13 protein-coding genes and 2 pseudogenes are annotated in these 19,451 nt (G+C 45.7%); 11 read left to right on the forward strand and 4 right to left on the reverse strand.

Features of this window, described 5'->3' with window-relative positions; all coding sequences use genetic code 11:
• Positions 1-5 precede the first annotated feature (5 nt).
• Positions 6-1,403 (forward strand): Fe-S cluster assembly protein SufB, encoded by a 1,398-nt coding sequence (sufB, locus tag ACJYYY_RS02560; protein ID WP_035313056.1) that lies wholly within the window; start codon positions 6-8, stop codon positions 1,401-1,403.
• Positions 1,404-1,813: 410 nt separating this feature from the next.
• On the opposite strand, the gene ACJYYY_RS02565 is transcribed toward sufB, so the two are convergent.
• From ACJYYY_RS02565 to ACJYYY_RS02580, 4 genes are all read right to left on the reverse strand, one after another.
• A complete protein-coding gene (locus tag ACJYYY_RS02565) occupies positions 1,814-2,809 on the reverse strand; it encodes a pirin family protein (RefSeq protein WP_051456788.1) in 996 nt (331 codons plus the stop codon).
• 27 nt (positions 2,810-2,836) lie between these two features.
• Positions 2,837-3,568, reverse strand: a complete 732-nt coding sequence (locus tag ACJYYY_RS02570) for an SDR family NAD(P)-dependent oxidoreductase (RefSeq protein WP_035313057.1) — start codon at positions 3,566-3,568, stop codon at positions 2,837-2,839.
• Between the two features lie 23 nt (positions 3,569-3,591).
• Positions 3,592-4,542, reverse strand: coding sequence for an NADP-dependent oxidoreductase (locus ACJYYY_RS02575; RefSeq protein WP_035313058.1), 951 nt, complete (start codon positions 4,540-4,542; stop codon positions 3,592-3,594).
• A 168-nt stretch (positions 4,543-4,710) separates the two neighbouring features.
• Positions 4,711-5,412 carry a LysR family transcriptional regulator substrate-binding protein gene (locus ACJYYY_RS02580; RefSeq protein ID WP_408869072.1) on the reverse strand — a complete coding sequence of 234 codons (702 nt, stop codon included), beginning with the start codon at positions 5,410-5,412 and terminating at the stop codon, positions 4,711-4,713.
• A 55-nt stretch (positions 5,413-5,467) separates the two neighbouring features.
• Here ACJYYY_RS02580 and ACJYYY_RS02585 point away from each other — a divergent pair.
• The 10 genes and pseudogenes from ACJYYY_RS02585 to ACJYYY_RS02630 all read left to right on the forward strand — a co-directional run.
• Positions 5,468-5,833 (forward strand): annotated as a pseudogene (locus ACJYYY_RS02585) (MFS transporter); the annotation flags it as partial.
• 291 nt (positions 5,834-6,124) lie between these two features.
• Positions 6,125-7,264: pseudogene (locus tag ACJYYY_RS02590) on the forward strand (adhesive domain-containing protein); the annotation flags it as partial.
• 70 nt (positions 7,265-7,334) lie between these two features.
• On the forward strand, positions 7,335-11,390 hold the full coding sequence (locus tag ACJYYY_RS02595) for a hypothetical protein (protein WP_408869073.1): 4,056 nt from the start codon (positions 7,335-7,337) through the stop codon (positions 11,388-11,390).
• A gap of 240 nt (positions 11,391-11,630) precedes the next feature.
• On the forward strand, positions 11,631-12,341 hold the full coding sequence (locus ACJYYY_RS02600) for a hypothetical protein (RefSeq protein ID WP_408869074.1): 711 nt from the start codon (positions 11,631-11,633) through the stop codon (positions 12,339-12,341).
• Complete coding sequence (locus ACJYYY_RS02605; protein ID WP_408869228.1) at positions 12,290-12,406, forward strand: LPXTG cell wall anchor domain-containing protein; 117 nt, start codon at positions 12,290-12,292, stop codon at positions 12,404-12,406. The genes ACJYYY_RS02600 and ACJYYY_RS02605 overlap by 52 nt, the downstream gene beginning before the upstream one ends.
• A gap of 162 nt (positions 12,407-12,568) precedes the next feature.
• Positions 12,569-14,266: a hypothetical protein gene (locus ACJYYY_RS02610; RefSeq protein ID WP_408869075.1), complete on the forward strand. Its 1,698-nt coding sequence runs from the start codon at positions 12,569-12,571 to the stop codon at positions 14,264-14,266.
• Between the two features lie 229 nt (positions 14,267-14,495).
• On the forward strand, positions 14,496-15,182 hold the full coding sequence (locus ACJYYY_RS02615) for a FadR/GntR family transcriptional regulator (RefSeq protein ID WP_408869076.1): 687 nt from the start codon (positions 14,496-14,498) through the stop codon (positions 15,180-15,182).
• Positions 15,183-15,465: 283 nt separating this feature from the next.
• Entirely contained in the window at positions 15,466-17,013 is a 1,548-nt protein-coding gene (gene gntK, locus ACJYYY_RS02620) for a gluconokinase (protein WP_035315636.1), read from the forward strand.
• A complete protein-coding gene (locus ACJYYY_RS02625; protein WP_035315637.1) occupies positions 17,014-18,363 on the forward strand; it encodes a gluconate:H+ symporter in 1,350 nt (449 codons plus the stop codon).
• A 213-nt stretch (positions 18,364-18,576) separates the two neighbouring features.
• Positions 18,577-19,422, forward strand: coding sequence for a DUF72 domain-containing protein (locus ACJYYY_RS02630; RefSeq protein WP_035315638.1), 846 nt, complete (start codon positions 18,577-18,579; stop codon positions 19,420-19,422).
• Positions 19,423-19,451: the final 29 nt, after the last annotated feature.

The following is a 19,451-nucleotide window of genomic DNA, read 5'->3' on the forward strand; positions in this document are numbered from 1 at the left end:
TGACAATGGCTCCCAATATGCCAGAATTAAGCGATTATGAATATGGTTTCCACGATAAGGACGTCTCTATTTTTAGAACAGAACGTGGCTTAACAGCTGAAATCGTTACTGAAATTTCCAACATGAAAAAAGAACCACAATGGATGCTTGACTTCCGTTTACGTTCCCTAGAACAATTTTATAAAATGCCAATGCCAATTTGGGGTGGTGACCTCTCTGAACTGAAATTTGAGGACATTACGTATTACGTTAAACCGTCTGAAGGAACAGTAAGTGACTGGGATGAAGTACCAGCTGAAATCAAGGCAACGTTTGATAAACTTGGTATTCCAGAGGCTGAACAAAAATATTTAGCCGGTGCATCTGCACAGTACGAATCAGAAGTGGTGTATCACAACATTCAAAAAGACCTTGAAGACAAGGGTGTTATTTTTAAAGATACCGACTCAGCCTTACGCGAAAATGAAGCTATTTTCCGTGAGTACTTCGGTAAAATTATCCCACCGCAAGATAATAAGTTTTCAGCCTTGAACTCAGCCGTTTGGTCGGGTGGCTCGTTCATCTACTGCCCACCTGGTGTAAAGGTAGAAACGCCATTACAAGCGTACTTCCGTATTAACTCACCGAATATGGGCCAATTTGAACGAACGTTGATTATCGTTGACGAAGGCGGTTCAATCAACTATGTTGAAGGCTGTACTGCTCCTGTTTATACGACGAACTCACTGCACTCTGCTGTCGTTGAAATCATGGTAAAAGAAGGCGGCTATTGCCGTTATACGACGATTCAAAACTGGGCGAACAACGTTTATAACTTAGTGACAAAACGTACATTCTGTGATGCAAATGCAACAATGGAATGGATTGATGGGAACATTGGTTCAAAATTAACAATGAAATACCCATCGGTTTACCTTCGGGGCGAAGGCGCGCGTGGCACAACCTTAACAATTGCGATTGGTGGCCGTGGCCAACGTCAAGATACCGGAACAAAAATGATTCACTTGGCGCCAAACACATCTTCTTCGATTGTCTCGAAATCAATTGCTAAACAAGGTGGTAACGTTACTTATCGTGGGATGGTTCACTTTGGTCGTAAAGCGAAAAATGCGCGTTCGAATATCGAATGTGATACGCTCATTATGGACCATGAATCAACGTCGGATACGATTCCGTACAACGAAATTTTAAACAGTCAAATTTCATTAGAACATGAGGCTAAAGTGTCACGTGTATCTGAAGAACAGTTATTTTACCTCATGAGCCGTGGCTTGACTGAAGTAGAAGCAACTGAAATGATTGTAATGGGCTTTATTGAACCCTTTACCAAAGAATTACCGATGGAATATGCCGTTGAAATGAACCGTCTCATTAAATTTGAGATGGAAGGATCAATTGGTTAGAGATTAAAACAAAGCTAGGGCTGCTGTTACATTGGCAGCTTTGGCTTTTTTTTATAGCTCTTTTTTCATCAAAGACGGCTAACAAAGATGGTGTGGTTGTGTTGTCGGTTGGTACTCTTTAGTTTCTCTACAATTGCACTCATAATCAGTGTCACTAAAATATTGGGGGTGGTATGTGCATCGCTATTCAAAACAACGTCAGCAATTTGTAAGTGAATTAAGCGGTCATGTTGAGAAATGATCAGTGGCTGCCTATAGTCAACTGCTGGACTACCTGCTAGTTATACAATTTAATTATCAAACAGAGAGCCTCCCGACATTATTCAGGGGAGGCTCTCTGTTTGTAGACAAAGTCTAATTCAATGTCATTTATTTTCTAAGTTATTTGTTTCTAACCGATTTATTTAACGCTAGGACTTCAACTGATCCGCTGACGAAAAGCGTGGTTGATCAGCCGCTATTTTAGGGTCATGGCTATCCCACGGCCAGCCACCAAATTGTGTCACTTCAAAATCGGCATAGGCTTGTTCAACTTCTGCACGCGTAGTCATCACAAATGGGCCATAAGCAAAGACCGGTTCATCAATCGTCTGACCGATAAACACCATAAAGGTCGTGTCAGCTGTGGCTTCAAAGGTTGTCGGCTCATCATCGGTATAAACGAGTAATGTTTTTGCTGGAATGACGGAGTCTTTATGAGTGAGGCTACCGCTCATAACATACAGTTGTACCTTAACATCAGTTGGATAAGCCGGAATCACAAAGTGATTGCCAGCCTCGATTTGACCATCCCAGACATTGATGTGATGGTTGGCTTCAAAGCCATAAGAACTGGCAGGGGCACTGCCAGAGACGGCATCATCGTAACGGCCAACGAGCACTTTTAAATAATTTTTAGCAGGGTTTGTTTCAGCCAATGGCACGACTGGAATCGTTTCACGCCAATGCATTTGGTAGGCCGGCTCGCCCATTTTTAAACGTTTGGGCATGTTGAGCCAAATTTGGACGATTTCAAACGGATTCGGCTGCTCGGTTTCAATCAAAGGAAACATTTCAGCGTGCTGAATGCCCTTACCTGCAACCATCCATTGCACATCGCCATCAGCATAGCGGCCACTGTTACCAAATGAATCGAAGTGGTCGATTACCCCCTTACGTGCGTATGTAATCGTCTCAAAACCACGGTGTGGATGTGCGGGAAAACCCGGCACATGGCGGCCATGATACATTTTCCAGCCCCGTGTTTTACTAAAATCATTGCCTTTAATCCAGTCAGTCGGGTATTCACTCGGTGCCATGTTACCGTCGCCACTAGGATAAGTATCCGTGTGATGACCGACTAAAATAAAGGGGTTTTGCACCGGGATTCGGGCTGAATCGACCGGATAAGCTTTACCTTTCATCATCAGAACATTCCTCCTAACGAATGGGTCTTAGTTAATACCCATTTGAGTTAACCATTCGTGATAATTTGTTTTTAAGCGAAGTGCAATGGAAGCATCAGTAATATTTTGTCCTTCTTCAAAGGCGATGATACCAGCAATGCGTCCCACTTCGACTGCGTCGATATAATCAGGACTAGAGTACATCGCACCACGTGAACGCGTATTGATTGGGCCAAGGTTAATATCGTTAATGCGGATTTGGTTCGGATCATTTTCAGCCGATAAGACACGACGTAACATTAACTCAGCGGCATTGGCTACTGAAATTGGTCCTGAATGAGGCACGGGTCTGACCGATGAAAGACCAACGATAAAGCTATAGCTTCCGCGTGGTGCGATATAAGGAATAAACGTTTTCGCGACGATAAAGTGTGTGGTTAAACTACTGTTGATAATGTAATTCCATCGTTCTAATGAAAGGTCGGTTAATTTATCACCAGACCACCAGCCAAATAAGGAAGAGACCATTGCATCGATTTGACCGTATGTCGCAATAATTTCATCTCTCACACGAATCGCATCTGTTTCATCAGCAATATTTCCTTCAATAAAATGGAGGTTTTTACCATTCGGTGCAATGTAAGCTTGAACCTTCGCAATTTTAGTCATATTACGCGTCGGAATAACGACAGTTGCTCCTTGAGAAACAAACCATTTGGCAATCCCTTCACCAACACTCCCCGTTCCACCAGCGACAACAACAATTTTATCTTTATACATACGATCTCCTCCTTTAGTTTTTATTAATCCTCAGTAGTTAAAATGATTTTTCCAGCGGCGCGATCACTGACGATTAAGCGATGGGCTTCTTGTACACCGGCGACAGTTAACGGTAATGTTTCAGCAATTTTGAGTGTTAGACCATGTTCTTCGTAAAATTTGAATAAGAATGGCATCACAACCGCATTCGTCATTGCCGGTGTCCGTGATAAGAAGACGACTTTGACGTTTTTACCGAGGGTATCCTGTGGTAAGGTTGTCATCCCTAAATAAGTGCCGCCTTCTTTCACAAGTTGTAACGCAACTTTTTCACCCTTATTGAAGAGCGATGCATCAACGACGAAGTCGGCTTTGTTAGCATAAGCTGCTACAGCATCACTGTCACGATAGTCAATAAAAACATTGGCACCCGATTCTTTGAGGTAGGCTTCATTATGTGCACTTGCGAGGGCAATGATGGTCACATCAAAACTTTTGGCCAGTTGAACGACGAAGTTACCAACACTACCTGAGGCACCAACAACAGCGAGCGTATCACCTTTTTTGAGGTCATAAAAACCACCATAGAGCGCCCAATAAGCGGTTGAAGCAGTCGCCGAAAACCCGGCTGCGAAATCAAGTGGCATCTCAGCAGGGACTTTAAAGACATTGCGCGCGTTAGTTGTTAAATAATCAGCATAGCCGCCAGCGCCAGGTTTGACGATGACATTATCGCCGATACTGAGGTTGCTTGCATTGTCATATAATTTAACGACTTCACCAACGACTTCATTACCTAACACATGGAACTGAGCTGGTGCGGCACTACGACTCATTTTACCGCTGCGAACGAAGGCTTCAACAGGATTAATGCCAACTTTTTTGACTTTCACCAGCACATTATTCGTCGAATTAAGGGCAATCTCACCCGTACGTTCTTCAAACACATCAACGTCACCAAATCGATCAAACCCAATTGTTTTTGCTGTAACCATCATTAAAATCTCCTTCTTTCATCCTTTTATTTTAGGTAACCCTCTTACTTAAAGTAAGTATACAACGATGTTGAAATAACTGCAAGTCTAGTGCTTGAATAGTTACAAAGGATTAGCCTTAACAAAAAACAGCTGAGCAATGGTCTGCTAGCTGCCAATCGATACGACTTAATTGTTTACTTCAAGGTATTTTTCCATCAAAATAGCAGCGACAACATCCATAAAGAAACGGGCACGACGTGAGGGCGTCGCATACTTTAAGGTGATGATACTCGGTTTGGTGACGGAAGTGACGTCTTTAATCGCAACCGCTTGCAACTGATTCGCAAAGACGTCGTGAATTTCAGATTGTGGTAAAATCGCGACCCCGATTTTTTCGACGACAAAGTTGAGCAAGGTGAAAATATCTTTGCATTCTAACACAATATTAGGCGTTAAGTTTTTGAGGCTAAAAAAATTGAGGATGTTTTCGTGGATCGAAAAGCCATCCATCGCACCGAGCATCAACAGCGGATACTTATTAACCTGTTGTAACGAAATCGCTGGTGTTGCGAGTTGTTGATGCCAGCTCGTCGGCATAACAACAACAAAGGGTTCCTGCTTCAAACGAATGACATCATAATTCGTTAAGTCGGCTGGTTGTAACATAAAGGCGAGCTCGATTTCTTCAGTTAATAAGAGCTGTTCGAGATAGGCCGAATCGCCCTTATACATTTTAATGAAAACGTCGGGATAATGTTGGCGATAAGCGTGGATCATCTCGTGTAAGTATTTGGCACAACTGGTGGCGACACCAATCGCCAGTGTGCCCATAAGTCCACCTTCAAGCGCGGCGATTTCGGTTTTGACATAATCCAGTTGGTTAATCATTTGTTTGGCATGTTGATAAAGCAAGCGGCCAGATTCGGTCACAGGTCGTTTATTTGATACGAAGGACCCCAACTTTATTATGTACCCGGCGTTAATCATCCTCATTATCGGGATGTTTATTTTAAGCCAAACAACAACTGGTGCCGTCTTGCTAATCGCAGGTGCTTTTATTGGCTTAGGCTACGGGACGTATTTATCGAGCTGTCAAGCAGTTGCGATTAAACAGGCACCGCCACACCGGATTGGCTTAGCAACAGCAACCTTCTTTATCTTAACCGATATCGGTTTAGGCATTGGGCCATTTGTACAAGGCTATGTTGTGCCAACCTTAGGTTATAAAGGCTTGTATTTAATCTTAGGCTTTATTTTAATCATCTGTGTGCCATTGCACCATTTCTTGTATGAGAAAAATGAACAATAAGGTGTTGATTAAAGCAAAAAGCAGTCGCAAATAGCGATTGCTTTTTTTGTACATAACCGAGGAAATGACTGTTTTTTTTAATAGCTAATCAAACAAGGTGGCGCTAGTTCAAAAAGTGAAAATCGAGTTGCATATTTTTATTTTGGCTAGTTATAAGTATCGTTAAAATATTTTTTTGATTAAAACAGTCCTAAATCGCTATTATTTTGTTGTTATATTATAAAATGATTTAATTTTCAGAATTGTCTCTCTTTTTATGATATAATTTATATACTGGCTATATCACTTGACATGGCCAACCATAAATGGGATGGGGGAATTCTTTTGAAGAAAACAAAGAACTATGATTTCAAGAAAAGAATTGAGAATAAACGCAAACTAAGAATTCAACAAATTGCAACGGCGGTTGTCGCTTTTGGACTCGTAACTTCGCCACTGTCAGTCAATTTTAATAAAAACTTATCATTTGATTATCATACTGTTTCGGCAGACACGGCTTCATTAGCACAAGTTAATTTACTTGGCAATACAAGTGTGTCTCAAACAGCAGTTGGAACAAATGCTTATGATATCACGGTTGCAGGAACAGCCTTAGCTGATCTCGAATTGTTAGGGACAAATCGAAAAGGTGTTGCCCAGGTTGATTTAAGCAGTATACCTGAAGAATTACGTGATCAGGTGACGATTACATCTGAAGGTGCTCACGTGCATGTCGAATTATTACCAATTACAATGGCCGATTTACCAGCCCTAGGTAGTTTAGTGAGAGGTCTAACTAATACTGTTGGAACGACTGTTGCCTCTGTCTTGGATTTAGTTAATCAATTAGACAAATCAGTTATTCCTAATTCATTAATTACAATCAAAGGGATTGAAGAACTGTCAACAGCAGTTGATGCGTTAAATAATATTGATAAGGCATTAGCTAATTTATTAGCTTACGATGAAGATGTGTCTGTCACAGTGGGTGAGAATGGTGAGCTAGTTGCCGATTTTACGGCTGGATTAGGTAATCATCTCGAAAGTGCTGTGAACGATGTTGTTGTTCAAACGTTGCAAAATGTTGTAACGGCTTTAAATGCTTTAGAAATAAAAATTTTACCTGAAGCTGAAAAAATTCCACTGATTGGACTTGTACCAAAAACGTTAAATGCATTGATTGCAACAGTTTTCAAAACAGTAACCTCAACAACGTCACTGTTAACAGATGCAATTGGTAAAATATCAGATGGTACAATTGATATTGCTAATGATTTATTACAAGTACAAGTATTGGGAGAAATGTCAGTTAATTATAAAAATGTTAAATTAAATATTCCAGAAGAGTCATTAATTAACGCTGACTTAGCAGGCACATATCCAATTGCAGTTAAGGCTGGAATTTTGAGTGCAAATGTTATTGATATTTCGCTATTATCAGCATTATCAGATACAACGTCAGTTCCTTTAGTTGTTAATGGTACAAAGGTTGTTGTAACACCTCCTGAAGAAGGAGACGCTGATGCCGATGCTGACGCCGATGCGGATGCTGACGCGGATGCTGACGCTGATGCTGATGCTGACGCCGATGCAGATGCAGATGCCGATGCTGACGCGGATGCCGACGCCGATGCTGATGCCGATGCTGACGCCGATGCTGATGCCGACGCCGATGCTGATGCCGATGCTGACGCTGACGCCGATGCGGATGCCGACGCTGATGCTGACGCCGATGCTGACGCCGATGCTGACGCCGATGCTGACGCCGATGCTGACGCCGATGCGGATGCCGACGCCGATGCGGATGCAGATGCTGACGCCGATGCCGATGCGGATGCCGATGCTGATGCGGATGCCGATGCTGACGCCGATGCTGACGCGGATGCAGATGCCGATGCCGATGCTGACGCTGACGCCGATGCGGATGCGGATGCAGATGCTGACGCCGATGCCGATGCCGATGCCGATGCAGATGCCGATGCTGACGCCGATGCTGATGCTGATGCTGATGCAGATGCTGACGCAGATGCGGATGCCGATGCTGATGCGGATGCCGATGCTGACGCCGATGCTGACGCTGATGCGGATGCCGACGCTGATGCTGACGCCGATGCTGATGCCGATGCTGACGCTGACGCCGATGCCGATGCCGATGCGGATGCTGATGCTGACGCCGATGCGGATGCGGATGCGGATGCTGACGCTGATGCTGATGCTGATGCAGATGCTGACGCGGATGCCGATGCGGATGCGGATGCAGATGCCGATGCTGACGCTGATGCAGATGCCGATGCTGACGCCGATGCCGATGCGGATGCGGATGCTGACGCCGATGCGGATGCCGACGCTGACGCTGACGCCGATGCTGACGCCGATGCTGACGCCGATGCTGATGCCGACGCCGATGCTGACGCGGATGCTGATGCTGATGCCGATGCGGATGCCGATGCTGACGCCGATGCCGATGCAGATGCGGATGCCGACGCCGATGCGGATGCTGACGCGGATGCCGATGCGGATGCCGACGCCGATGCGGATGCCGACGCCGATGCGGATGCTGACGCGGATGCTGATGCAGATGCCGATGCTGACGCCGATGCTGACGCCGATGCTGACGCCGATGCTGACGCCGATGCAGATGCTGATGCTGACGCTGACGCCGATGCAGATGCGGATGCCGATGCTGATGCTGATGCCGATGCTGACGCGGATGCCGATGCCGATGCTGATGCTGATGCCGATGCTGACGCGGATGCCGATGCTGATGCTGATGCTGACGCCGATGCTGATGCTGACGCCGATGCGGATGCCGACGCGGACGCTGACGCCGATGCTGACGCCGATGCTGATGCCGACGCGGATGCCGATGCAGATGCAGATGCTGACGCGGATGCGGATGCGGATGCTGATGCCGACGCCGATGCTGACGCCGATGCAGATGCTGATGCTGACGCTGACGCCGATGCAGATGCGGATGCCGACGCCGATGCTGATGCTGATGCGGATGCTGATGCTGATGCCGATGCTGACGCGGATGCCGATGCGGATGCTGATGCCGACGCGGATGCCGATGCAGATGCAGATGCTGACGCGGATGCCGATGCGGATGCTGATGCCGACGCCGATGCTGACGCGGATGCCGATGCGGATGCCGATGCAGATGCCGATGCTGACGCCGATGCCGATGCTGACGCTGACGCCGATGCGGATGCGGATGCCGATGCCGATGCGGATGCCGATGCTGACGCCGATGCTGACGCTGATGCTGATGCCGATGCCGATGCAGATGCTGACGCTGACGCTGACGCTGACGCTGACGCTGACGCTGACGCTGATGCTGATGCTGATGCCGATGCTGATGCAGATGCTGACGCCGATGCTGACGCGGATGCCGACGCGGATGCTGATGCTGACGCTGATGCTGATGCCGATGCTGATGCAGATGCTGACGCCGATGCGGATGCCGATGCGGATGCGGATGCCGATGCGGATGCCGATGCTGACGCCGATGCGGATGCCGATGCCGATGCTGATGCGGATGCCGATGCTGACGCCGATGCTGACGCTGATGCTGATGCGGATGCTGATGCTGACGCGGATGCTGATGCTGACGCCGATGCCGATGCAGATGCCGATGCAGACGCGGATGCGGATGCTGATGCCGATGCGGATGCCGATGCTGATGCTGACGCGGATGCCGATGCGGATGCCGATGCCGATGCCGATGCTGATGCTGATGCTGACGCGGATGCCGACGCCGATGCTGATGCTGACGCGGATGCGGATGCCGATGCTGATGCTGACGCTGATGCTGATGCCGACGCTGATGCTGACGCCGATGCTGACGCCGATGCAGATGCGGATGCTGATGCCGACGCGGATGCCGATGCTGACGCGGATGCTGATGCCGATGCGGATGCCGATGCGGATGCGGATGCAGATGCGGATGCGGATGCAGATGCTGATGCTGACGCTGATGCTGATGCTGATGCCGACGCTGATGCTGACGCCGATGCTGACGCCGATGCAGATGCGGATGCGGATGCTGATGCCGACGCCGATGCTGATGCCGATGCCGATGCCGATGCTGATGCGGATGCCGATGCTGATGCAGATGCCGACGCGGACGCTGACGCCGATGCTGACGCCGATGCTGATGCCGATGCTGACGCCGATGCTGACGCTGATGCTGATGCAGATGCTGACGCAGATGCCGATGCTGATGCTGACGCCGATGCTGACGCCGATGCTGACGCGGATGCCGACGCGGATGCCGATGCTGACGCGGATGCGGATGCCGACGCCGATGCTGATGCTGACGCTGATGCTGACGCCGATGCTGATGCTGATGCGGATGCCGACGCCGATGCTGATGCGGATGCCGATGCAGATGCTGATGCCGACGCGGATGCCGATGCGGATGCTGATGCCGATGCTGACGCGGATGCCGATGCTGATGCTGATGCTGATGCTGACGCCGATGCTGATGCTGACGCCGATGCGGATGCCGACGCGGACGCTGACGCCGATGCTGACGCCGACGCGGATGCCGATGCAGATGCAGATGCTGACGCGGATGCCGATGCGGATGCTGATGCCGACGCCGATGCGGATGCTGACGCGGATGCCGATGCGGATGCCGATGCAGATGCCGATGCTGACGCCGATGCTGACGCGGATGCAGATGCCGATGCTGACGCCGATGCCGATGCGGATGCTGACGCCGATGCGGATGCCGACGCGGACGCTGACGCGGACGCCGATGCTGACGCTGACGCCGATGCGGATGCCGACGCCGATGCTGACGCGGATGCCGATGCGGATGCCGATGCGGATGCCGATGCTGACGCGGATGCAGATGCCGATGCTGACGCTGATGCTGATGCTGACGCGGATGCCGATGCGGATGCGGATGCCGATGCTGACGCTGATGCTGATGCGGATGCCGATGCTGACGCTGATGCTGATGCTGATGCCGATGCTGATGCAGATGCTGACGCCGATGCTGACGCGGATGCCGACGCGGATGCTGATGCTGACGCTGATGCTGATGCCGACGCTGATGCTGATGCAGATGCTGACGCAGATGCCGATGCCGATGCGGATGCGGATGCCGATGCGGATGCCGATGCTGACGCCGATGCGGATGCCGATGCGGATGCGGATGCGGATGCCGATGCGGATGCCGATGCTGACGCTGATGCTGATGCGGATGCTGATGCTGATGCGGATGCTGATGCCGATGCTGATGCGGATGCCGATGCTGACGCGGATGCCGATGCTGACGCTGATGCAGATGCCGATGCTGACGCTGACGCCGATGCGGATGCGGATGCAGATGCCGATGCTGACGCCGATGCCGATGCTGACGCTGATGCTGACGCTGATGCCGATGCTGACGCTGATGCTGACGCCGATGCGGATGCGGATGCCGATGCTGACGCCGATGCCGATGCTGACGCTGATGCTGATGCGGATGCAGATGCTGATGCCGATGCGGATGCCGACGCCGATGGAGACAGCGATGCAATTTTCCCAGATGCACCAATATCATCACCAATTTATGAAAATGAATTAACTCTCCATGGTAAAGGCTTAATTGGGTCTACTGTATATGCTCTTGTAAATGGTCAAATAATTGGATCAAGCAAAGTAACAGGTAATAGCTTCTTACGGACTATTATTGTTGATAACAATGGTATCTTTACGATCCAATTAACTGAAACATTACCGGCAGGAACAATTATTGAGTTTTATCAAATTGATGAGGATGGACAAAAAAGTGCATCAACAACAACAAAAGTATTACCATTAAACGATGTACCTAATAATCCAACAGATCCAGTTGAATCGGACGCCGATGCTGACGCCGATGCTGACGCTGACGCCGATGCTGACGCGGATGCCGATGCTGACGCCGATGCGGATGCGGATGCCGACGCTGACGCCGATGCCGATGCTGACGCCGATGCTGACGCGGATGCTGATGCGGATGCGGATGCTGACGCCGATGCTGACGCCGATGCGGATGCCGATGCCGACGCTGATGCTGACGCTGACGCTGACGCAGATGCTGACGCCGATGCGGATGCCGATGCGGATGCTGACGCCGATGCGGATGCAGATGCCGATGCCGATGCTGACGCTGATGCTGACGCCGATGCTGATGCTGACGCCGATGCTGACGCCGATGCTGATGCTGACGCAGATGCTGACGCTGATGCTGATGCTGACGCTGACGCTGACGCTGATGCTGACGCTGATGCTGATGCTGACGCCGATGCGGATGCTGACGCTGATGCTGATGCTGACGCCGATGCGGATGCTGACAGTAATACACCTTCACTTGGCCTCACAGATGATTTTGGAAAGGCTTCATCTACGCCAACAGAGGGAAGTCAGTTTAATACCGATGCTGGTTTGGAAACTGGTACAACGTTTACAACACCAACAAGTGCTAACACAAGTAATACTAACGTGTTACCAACAACAGGTGAAGGTACTTCAACTACTCCAGTTGCTGGTTTGATGGCATTATTTGCAGGCTTTACAGCATTATTGTTCAACCGTCGTAAATCAGGTAAAAAACAATAAGTTTTTCTACCGACAACTCAGTCAAGTCATCTTGTAGCCAAAGTCACTTGTACTAACGTTTAAAGTAAAAGTAGTTTAATTCGACTTTGTCTACAATCTGGAGCCTATATTGATATAATCAATATAGGCTCTTTTAAATTGTATAAAACAGGGGGATTCGATATGCAAACGATGTCAAACTTACAAAAATTCAACGCAGCAATGAATCGTTTTCGAGCAAAAACACGGCTATCTTCTATCAGGGATATGGAAATGCCACAGGTGCAAACAGAACAAAAAGCAATTGTCTATCTTTCAATCGGTCAATTGAATCAACGTGCAAAAGTGTTTCATCAAATATCTGATAAATCATATGAGCATGCCTTAGAAAAAGTGAGTTCTAAAGCGCTAAAGTGGATAAACAAGTACCAACCGAACCTTGCCTTTCTAAAAGTCGATTTGGTGCATCAAATCGAAGAGACAACAGTGCCTACTTTGCAAAAAAATATTCAAGCCTTCAAAAAAAATTATTTTCGTAGAGGCCTTTCATTTGATGCCGATTTTTCGCTGTCTTTTTTAGAACAAGAAGTGGTCGGTAATGCCTTTGTACGAGAAGCAACGAACGGTATTATCGGAATCGATGAAGTGAATATTCGTCATTATTTAAAGACAAATCGCTATAAAATTTTTAATTTTAATTTAAGTGCCTACAACAATAAGTCAATCTATTTATTCGATACAATTGGGTATTTTTTTGATTTCACGGAGCAACGTCAATGGAAAACATTGCAACAAGGTGAATTGACGAATGGTGTTCGTCAAACCTCTAATCTAAAAAAAGAAATTGAGCAAATTGTAAAAAAAGCGACGCATTTTTTAGCGAAGGAAATTCAACCGTCAGGACAGTTTAATTACGGTTATTTTTCAGCATTTGCGAAACCAATTGGTACATATAATATTCTGCGTCATGCTAGTTCTGTCTATGCCATGTTAGAAGGTTACGAAGTCTTGAAAACGAAAGACATCTTGATTAAAGCACAGCAAAGTTTAACGTACCTTATGACTGCAATTGTGTTTAAGGATGTTAACACCGCTTATGTAGTTGATAAAGAAAATAATAATGAAATCAAATTAGGATCAAATGCAACTGCAATTTTAGCGATGACAAAATATGCTGAGGTTTCAGGCGATAAAAGCTATAATGATACCGCTGAAAAGTTAGCAAATGGCATTATTGCGATGCGCAATGATGAAACGGGTCATTATAATCATGTGTTGCATTACCCAGACTTTACAATCAAAGATAAATTCAGAATCATTTATTATGAAGGAGAGGCAGTTTTCGCTCTATTACGACTCTATCAACTAGATGGTAATAAAAAATGGCTAGATGAGGTTGTATCATATTTTGAAATATTCATTGCCGAGGAGTATTGGAAAGAACACGATCACTGGTTGAGCTATGCAGTGAATGAGTTAACCGACTACCTTTCAGAAGATAAATATTATCAATTTGGTCTGAAAAACTGTGCAGATAAGCTATCGTTTATTTATCACCGTGAAACGACATTTGCAACTTTCTTGGAGTTAACAATGGCAGCCTATAAAATGATTGATAAGATCAAACAAGCAGATAAGGCGTACTTGTTAAATGATTTTGACGAAGAATTATTACGCAAAACAATTGATAAACGGGCAGAATTTCAACGTGTTGGCTTTATGTATCCCGAAGTAGCGATGTACTTTAAACAACCCGCTTTAGTTTTGAACGGTTTCTTTATTCGTCACCAATCATTACGGGTACGAATCGATGATGTTGAACATAACTTATCGGGTTATATTCAGTATCTAACGTATCGATTAGGAGAGAGTATGACATAATAAAAAATCGGCAGCCTTATAAACAGCCAAGGCTGCCGATTTATTTATGATAAAAGGTGATGGTGCTACCTTCCTTGAAACTAAATAAAGAAAATTAAGTGTTGCATGGACTTGTTAGAATGTTTAAAGATAAACCTCTCGATGGAAGTAGCCTTAATAATTTGCTTTTTTGAGTTCAACACCGTATTTTTGCTATACTTAATGTAATAAAGTGAAAGTAGGTTGAATAATGACAGAAACAAAAAAAATAACAAGACAACCGCTGGCACAAGTCGTCGCTAGTAATTTGACGAATTTAATCCAAGCACAGCAATATATCTCAGGTGATAAATTACCGAATGAGTTTGAATTGGCAGCCGAATTAAATGTCGGTCGTGGCACGATTCGTGAAGCGATTAAATTATTAGCAGCGCGGAATATTGTTGAAATCCGACGTGGTACAGGGACGTTTGTCTCCGAAACACCGGGATTGTCAGATGATCCGCTCGGTTTAAGTTTCATTGCCGATAAACAGAAATTGAGTCGCGATTTAATGCAGATGCGTAGTATTATTGAACCTGAAATCGTGCGCTTAGCGGCTGAACATGCTACAACAGCAGAAGTCGAACAGATGGAACGGTTATGTGAAGAAATTGCGGTCTTAATTCATCAAGATGAAAATCATGAAGAAAAAGACATTGAACTGCATGTAACGATTGCACGAGCCAGTCAAAATTTAGTTGTCCCATCACTGATTCCGATTATTCAAACGGCAATTTCACTTTTTATCGATTTGACCGATCGGCATTTAAAGGAAGAAACCATTAAAACACATGCGGCTATCGTAGCAGCCATTAAGGCACACGATGGCGCCGAGGCGAAACGACAAATGAGCTTACATTTACAATATAATAAGACCGCCCTGAAGATTGAATAATAAAGCGCTTTTAGACGTTGTCTACAATCTGAAAAAATGAGTTGCACTAATTAGTGCAACTCATTTTTTTGATATTGTTCAAGATTGAAACAATAAGAAGGAAGGTTTTAAGGGCTATTTACGCTTTAAAAGCGAAGATTCTGAAAAATGTGTCAGAATTCGTAACTTTTTATCGCAAAAGCATTGACATCTAGATGTGTAAGCGTTATCATTCAAATATACAAAGACGTATGACGTCCTACAACTAGAACGGTGTAGAACGATTGAATAGAGGGGTGTTAACATGACAGCATTAGATTTAGTTATCGGAATGGACATTGGAACAACGAGTACAAAGGGTGTCTTATACGATACAGACGGAACAGTAATAGCAACAGCAGATACATTATATCCACTCATTCAAGATCAACCAGATAAAGCAGAGCAAGATCCTGATGAAATTTTAGCAGCAGTTGTAAGCGTTATCTCACGCATCGTTAAAGATGCTGGTCCACATAAAGCGCGTATTGCAGGTGTATCATTCTCAAGTGCAATGCACAGCCTGATTGTATTAGATGAAACAGAGCAGTTAGTGACACAGTCGATTACCTGGGCAGATAACCGTTCGCATCGTTGGGCGCAACATTTAAAAGACAACCTCAATGGGTTAGAAATATATAAACGCACTGGCACACCGATTCATCCGATGTCACCGTTAAGTAAATTGTTATGGCTGAAAAATGATGAGCCAGCAGTTTACAAACAAGCTCGTTATTTTATCGGTATTAAAGAATACATTTTCTTACGTTTATTCAACCGTCGCGTGGTTGATATGTCGATCGCTTCGGCAACTGGTCTATACAATATCCACACCTTAGACTGGGATGAAGAAGTGCTCTCATTATTAGCAATTGATGCATCGTATTTATCAGAAGTGGTTGAGACGAATGCAGCGATTAGTGGCTTGGATGCGCGTTATGCTGCAGCAATGGGCTTAGCTGAAGATATCCCGTTCTTTATCGGTGCTAGCGACGGTGTCTTATCAAACTTAGGCGTTAACGCGATTGATGGTGAAACGTTAGCCTTAACAATTGGAACAAGTGGCGCTGTCCGAATGGTCGTAAACGAACCACGGGTGGATCCAAAGGGACGCACGTTCTGTTATGCGCTTACGAAAGACCGTTGGGTTATCGGTGGTGCGGTTAATAATGGTGGTATCGTCTTCCGGTGGGTGCGCGACCAACTTTATCCGTCAGAAACGTTAACAGGTGGCGAACGCTATGATATGTTAACTGAAAAAGCGAGTCAAATCGCGGCGGGGTCAAACGGCCTTATCTTCCATCCCTTCTTAGGTGGTGAACGTGCACCGTTATGGGATGCAAATGCGAAGGGCTCGTTTATCGGCTTAACACAAGCGCATACGCGTGATCATATGATTCGAGCGGCACTTGAGGGGATTGTCTTCAACTTATACAGCGTCTTGCTCGTATTAGAAGAAATTGCACCGTTGCCAAAACGGATTCATGCGACGGGTGGATTTGCTCGCTCGAGTTTATGGCGCCAGTTACTCGCTGATATTTTTGAACAAGAAGTTGTGATTCCTGAAAGTTTTGAAAGCTCATGTTTAGGAGCAGCCGTACTCGCGATGGAAGAATTAGGTTTAGTCGCTTCATTAGAAGCCGTGGCACCAATGGTTGGTGTTACACACGCTCATATTCCGAACGAGGCTCATTTTGCGGCTTATCGTGAACTGTTTCCAATCTTTGTACGTACGACACGTTTATTACAAACAGAATTCGCAGCATTAGCTGATTTTCAACGACACACACATTATAGTTTGGGGGCGGAGTAAATGGAATTAGTCATTGTCGGAATTGGGATTATTGTTTTACTATTACTCATTATTCAATTTAAATTGAACACGTTTGTCTCGTTAGTCATTGTTGCAATTGGTGTCGGGATTGCCTTAGGTATTCCGATGAATGAAATTATCGGGGTCGTTGAAGCGGGGATTGGGAGTCAATTGGGTCACTTAGCACTCGTGTTTGGTTTCGGTGCAGTGCTCGGTAAACTTGTAGCTGATTCAGGTGGTGCTTACCGCATCTCCGTTACATTAATTAATAAGTTCGGACGTAAAAAAATCCAGATTGCAGTACTCATTGCTTCATTCATTATCGGTATTGCACTCTTCTTTGAAGTTGGTTTAGTATTATTAATTCCAATTATCTTCACAATTGCGAGTGAATTAGGTATTTCAATCTTATACCTTGGTATTCCAATGGCAGCGGCCTTATCGGTGACACATGGTTTCTTACCACCGCATCCAGCCCCAACAGCGATTGCTTTAATTTACAAAGCAAACATCGGCATGGTGTTGCTATACGGGATGATTATTGCAATTCCAACGGCTTTAATCGCAGGTCCTTTATATACTAAATTCGCCAAAAAAATTGTGCCAGATGCCTTTGCCCGTACAGGTAACATTACGGCCTTAGGTGAACAAAAGAAATTTGAATTAGACGAAACACCAGGTTTTGGAATTAGTACATTAACAGCGTTATTCCCTGTTATTTTAATGGCGATTGCGACTGTTTACCAATTGCTAAAAGACTCACTCAACTTTAGCAGCCATGTAAAAGTTGATGAAGCGATTGCCTTTGTGGGAACACCCGGAATGGCGATGTTACTATCATTGCTCTTTGCGATATATAGCATGGGAATAGCGCGTAAGATTCCAATGAAAGAACTGATGAACTCAATGTCGAAAGCGATTCAACAAATCGCGATGATGTTACTGATTATCGGTGGTGGTGGTGCCTTTAAACAAGTCCTTGTTGATGGTGGCGTCGGCGACTACGTTGCAAAAATGTTTACTGATTCAAGTTTATCACCGATTATTTTAGCGTGGTTGATTGCAGCGGTCTTACGTATTTGTTTAGGATCAGCAACGGTAGCAGCCTTAACAGCAGCCGGTTTAGTGGTGCCATTAATGGCAGCAACAGGAACAAACCCAGCGTTGATGGTAATTGCAACTGGTGCGGGGAGCTTAATTGCTTCACACGTTAACGATGCTGGTTTCTGGATGTTTAAAGAATATTTCAACCTCTCAATTAAAGAGACATTCGCGACATGGACAGCACTGGAAACAGTCATTGCAGTTGTCGGTTTAGGCGGGGCGTTAGCACTGAACTTAATCGTTTAATACTAAAAGTGAAAGCAACCCGTTATAACTGTAGAAATTGGAACTGTAGAAACAAGCAACTTGGAAGACAAACGCGACAGTAGCCGTTGCGTTTGTCTTTTTTTGTTCAAATGCCACGCGGCAAACGAATAAAGAAACAGGCAATTCTTTGCAACTAACAATAACTCACGCTATCATAAGGTGAAGGCATTTTTAAGTAGGAGTGACAACATTATGGTGAAAATTGGCTTAAGTGGTTGGTCTGACCATCCGCTGTTGTATCAAGGCACTAAAAAACAACAACTTGAAGACTATGCTTCTTATTTTTCAGTTGTTGAACTCGATAGTTCATTTTATGCCATTCCCCGTCAAACGACAGTGGCACAATGGGTCAAGCGGACGTTGCCGGGGTTTGAATTTATCGTTAAAGCTAATCGAGTGATGACCCTACATAGCGTAAATGGTGTGGAAATGGTTGATAACAAAGAGCAACAACAGCTATTTGCTCAATTCATTGATAGCTTCAGTCCATTAATTGAAGCAGGTAAATTAGCGTTTGTTTTGTTGCAGTTTCCACCTTATTTTAGTTGTAATCCGGCCAATATTGCCTATTTAAAACAGATTCGAGCGTGGTTACCCGTTGATGCGGCCGTCGAATTTAGACATCGCAGTTGGTATGATGAACGTTTTCAAACCGATTTATGGCATTTTTTAACCGAGCAGAACTATATTCATACGATGGTTGACCAACCACAGGTCGGTGAAAGGACAGTGCCGTTTGTCAAGCAGACGACAGCAGCCAAAAAATTCATGCGCCTCCACGGTCGTAATCAGGCGGGGTGGATTCAGGCGAAGCAAACGGATGGGGATGGTTGGCGTGATGTCCGTACGCTTTATTGTTACAATGAAGTTGAGTTAGCGGAATTAGCCGTCCAATTAGGAACGCCTTCAGCAGCAACCTATGTCATCTTTAATAATAATGCTGGTGGCGATGCTGCAGCGAATGGCATAGCGTTACAAAGCCGTTTTAAAAGCAGTGAACAGCTGTTAGAAACGAGACAGTTAGGACTATTTGATTGAATACATTAGAACTAGAGGAGAGCTGACAA

It is taken from the genome of Brochothrix campestris (assembly GCF_046058945.1).
Classification (GTDB): Bacteria; Bacillota; Bacilli; order Lactobacillales; family Listeriaceae; genus Brochothrix; species Brochothrix campestris.

What these genes read in the sequence shown, in the direction of transcription:
- ACJYYY_RS02575 (WP_035313058.1), bottom strand. Translation starts at nt 4,542, where the DNA reads ATGGTTACAGCAAAAACAATTGGGTTTGATCGATTTGGTGACGTTGAT.
- ACJYYY_RS02580 (WP_408869072.1), bottom strand. Translation starts at nt 5,412, where the DNA reads ATGATTAACCAACTGGATTATGTCAAAACCGAAATCGCCGCGCTTGAA.
- gntK (WP_035315636.1), top strand. Translation starts at nt 15,466, where the DNA reads ATGACAGCATTAGATTTAGTTATCGGAATGGACATTGGAACAACGAGT.
- ACJYYY_RS02570 (WP_035313057.1), bottom strand. Translation starts at nt 3,568, where the DNA reads ATGTATAAAGATAAAATTGTTGTTGTCGCTGGTGGAACGGGGAGTGTT.
- ACJYYY_RS02610 (WP_408869075.1), top strand. Translation starts at nt 12,569, where the DNA reads ATGCAAACGATGTCAAACTTACAAAAATTCAACGCAGCAATGAATCGT.
- ACJYYY_RS02595 (WP_408869073.1), top strand. Translation starts at nt 7,335, where the DNA reads ATGCCGATGCTGACGCCGATGCGGATGCTGACGCGGATGCTGACGCTG.
- ACJYYY_RS02615 (WP_408869076.1), top strand. Translation starts at nt 14,496, where the DNA reads ATGACAGAAACAAAAAAAATAACAAGACAACCGCTGGCACAAGTCGTC.
- ACJYYY_RS02625 (WP_035315637.1), top strand. Translation starts at nt 17,014, where the DNA reads ATGGAATTAGTCATTGTCGGAATTGGGATTATTGTTTTACTATTACTC.
- ACJYYY_RS02630 (WP_035315638.1), top strand. Translation starts at nt 18,577, where the DNA reads ATGGTGAAAATTGGCTTAAGTGGTTGGTCTGACCATCCGCTGTTGTAT.
- ACJYYY_RS02600 (WP_408869074.1), top strand. Translation starts at nt 11,631, where the DNA reads ATGTACCTAATAATCCAACAGATCCAGTTGAATCGGACGCCGATGCTG.
- ACJYYY_RS02565 (WP_051456788.1), bottom strand. Translation starts at nt 2,809, where the DNA reads ATGATGAAAGGTAAAGCTTATCCGGTCGATTCAGCCCGAATCCCGGTG.
- sufB (WP_035313056.1), top strand. Translation starts at nt 6, where the DNA reads ATGGCTCCCAATATGCCAGAATTAAGCGATTATGAATATGGTTTCCAC.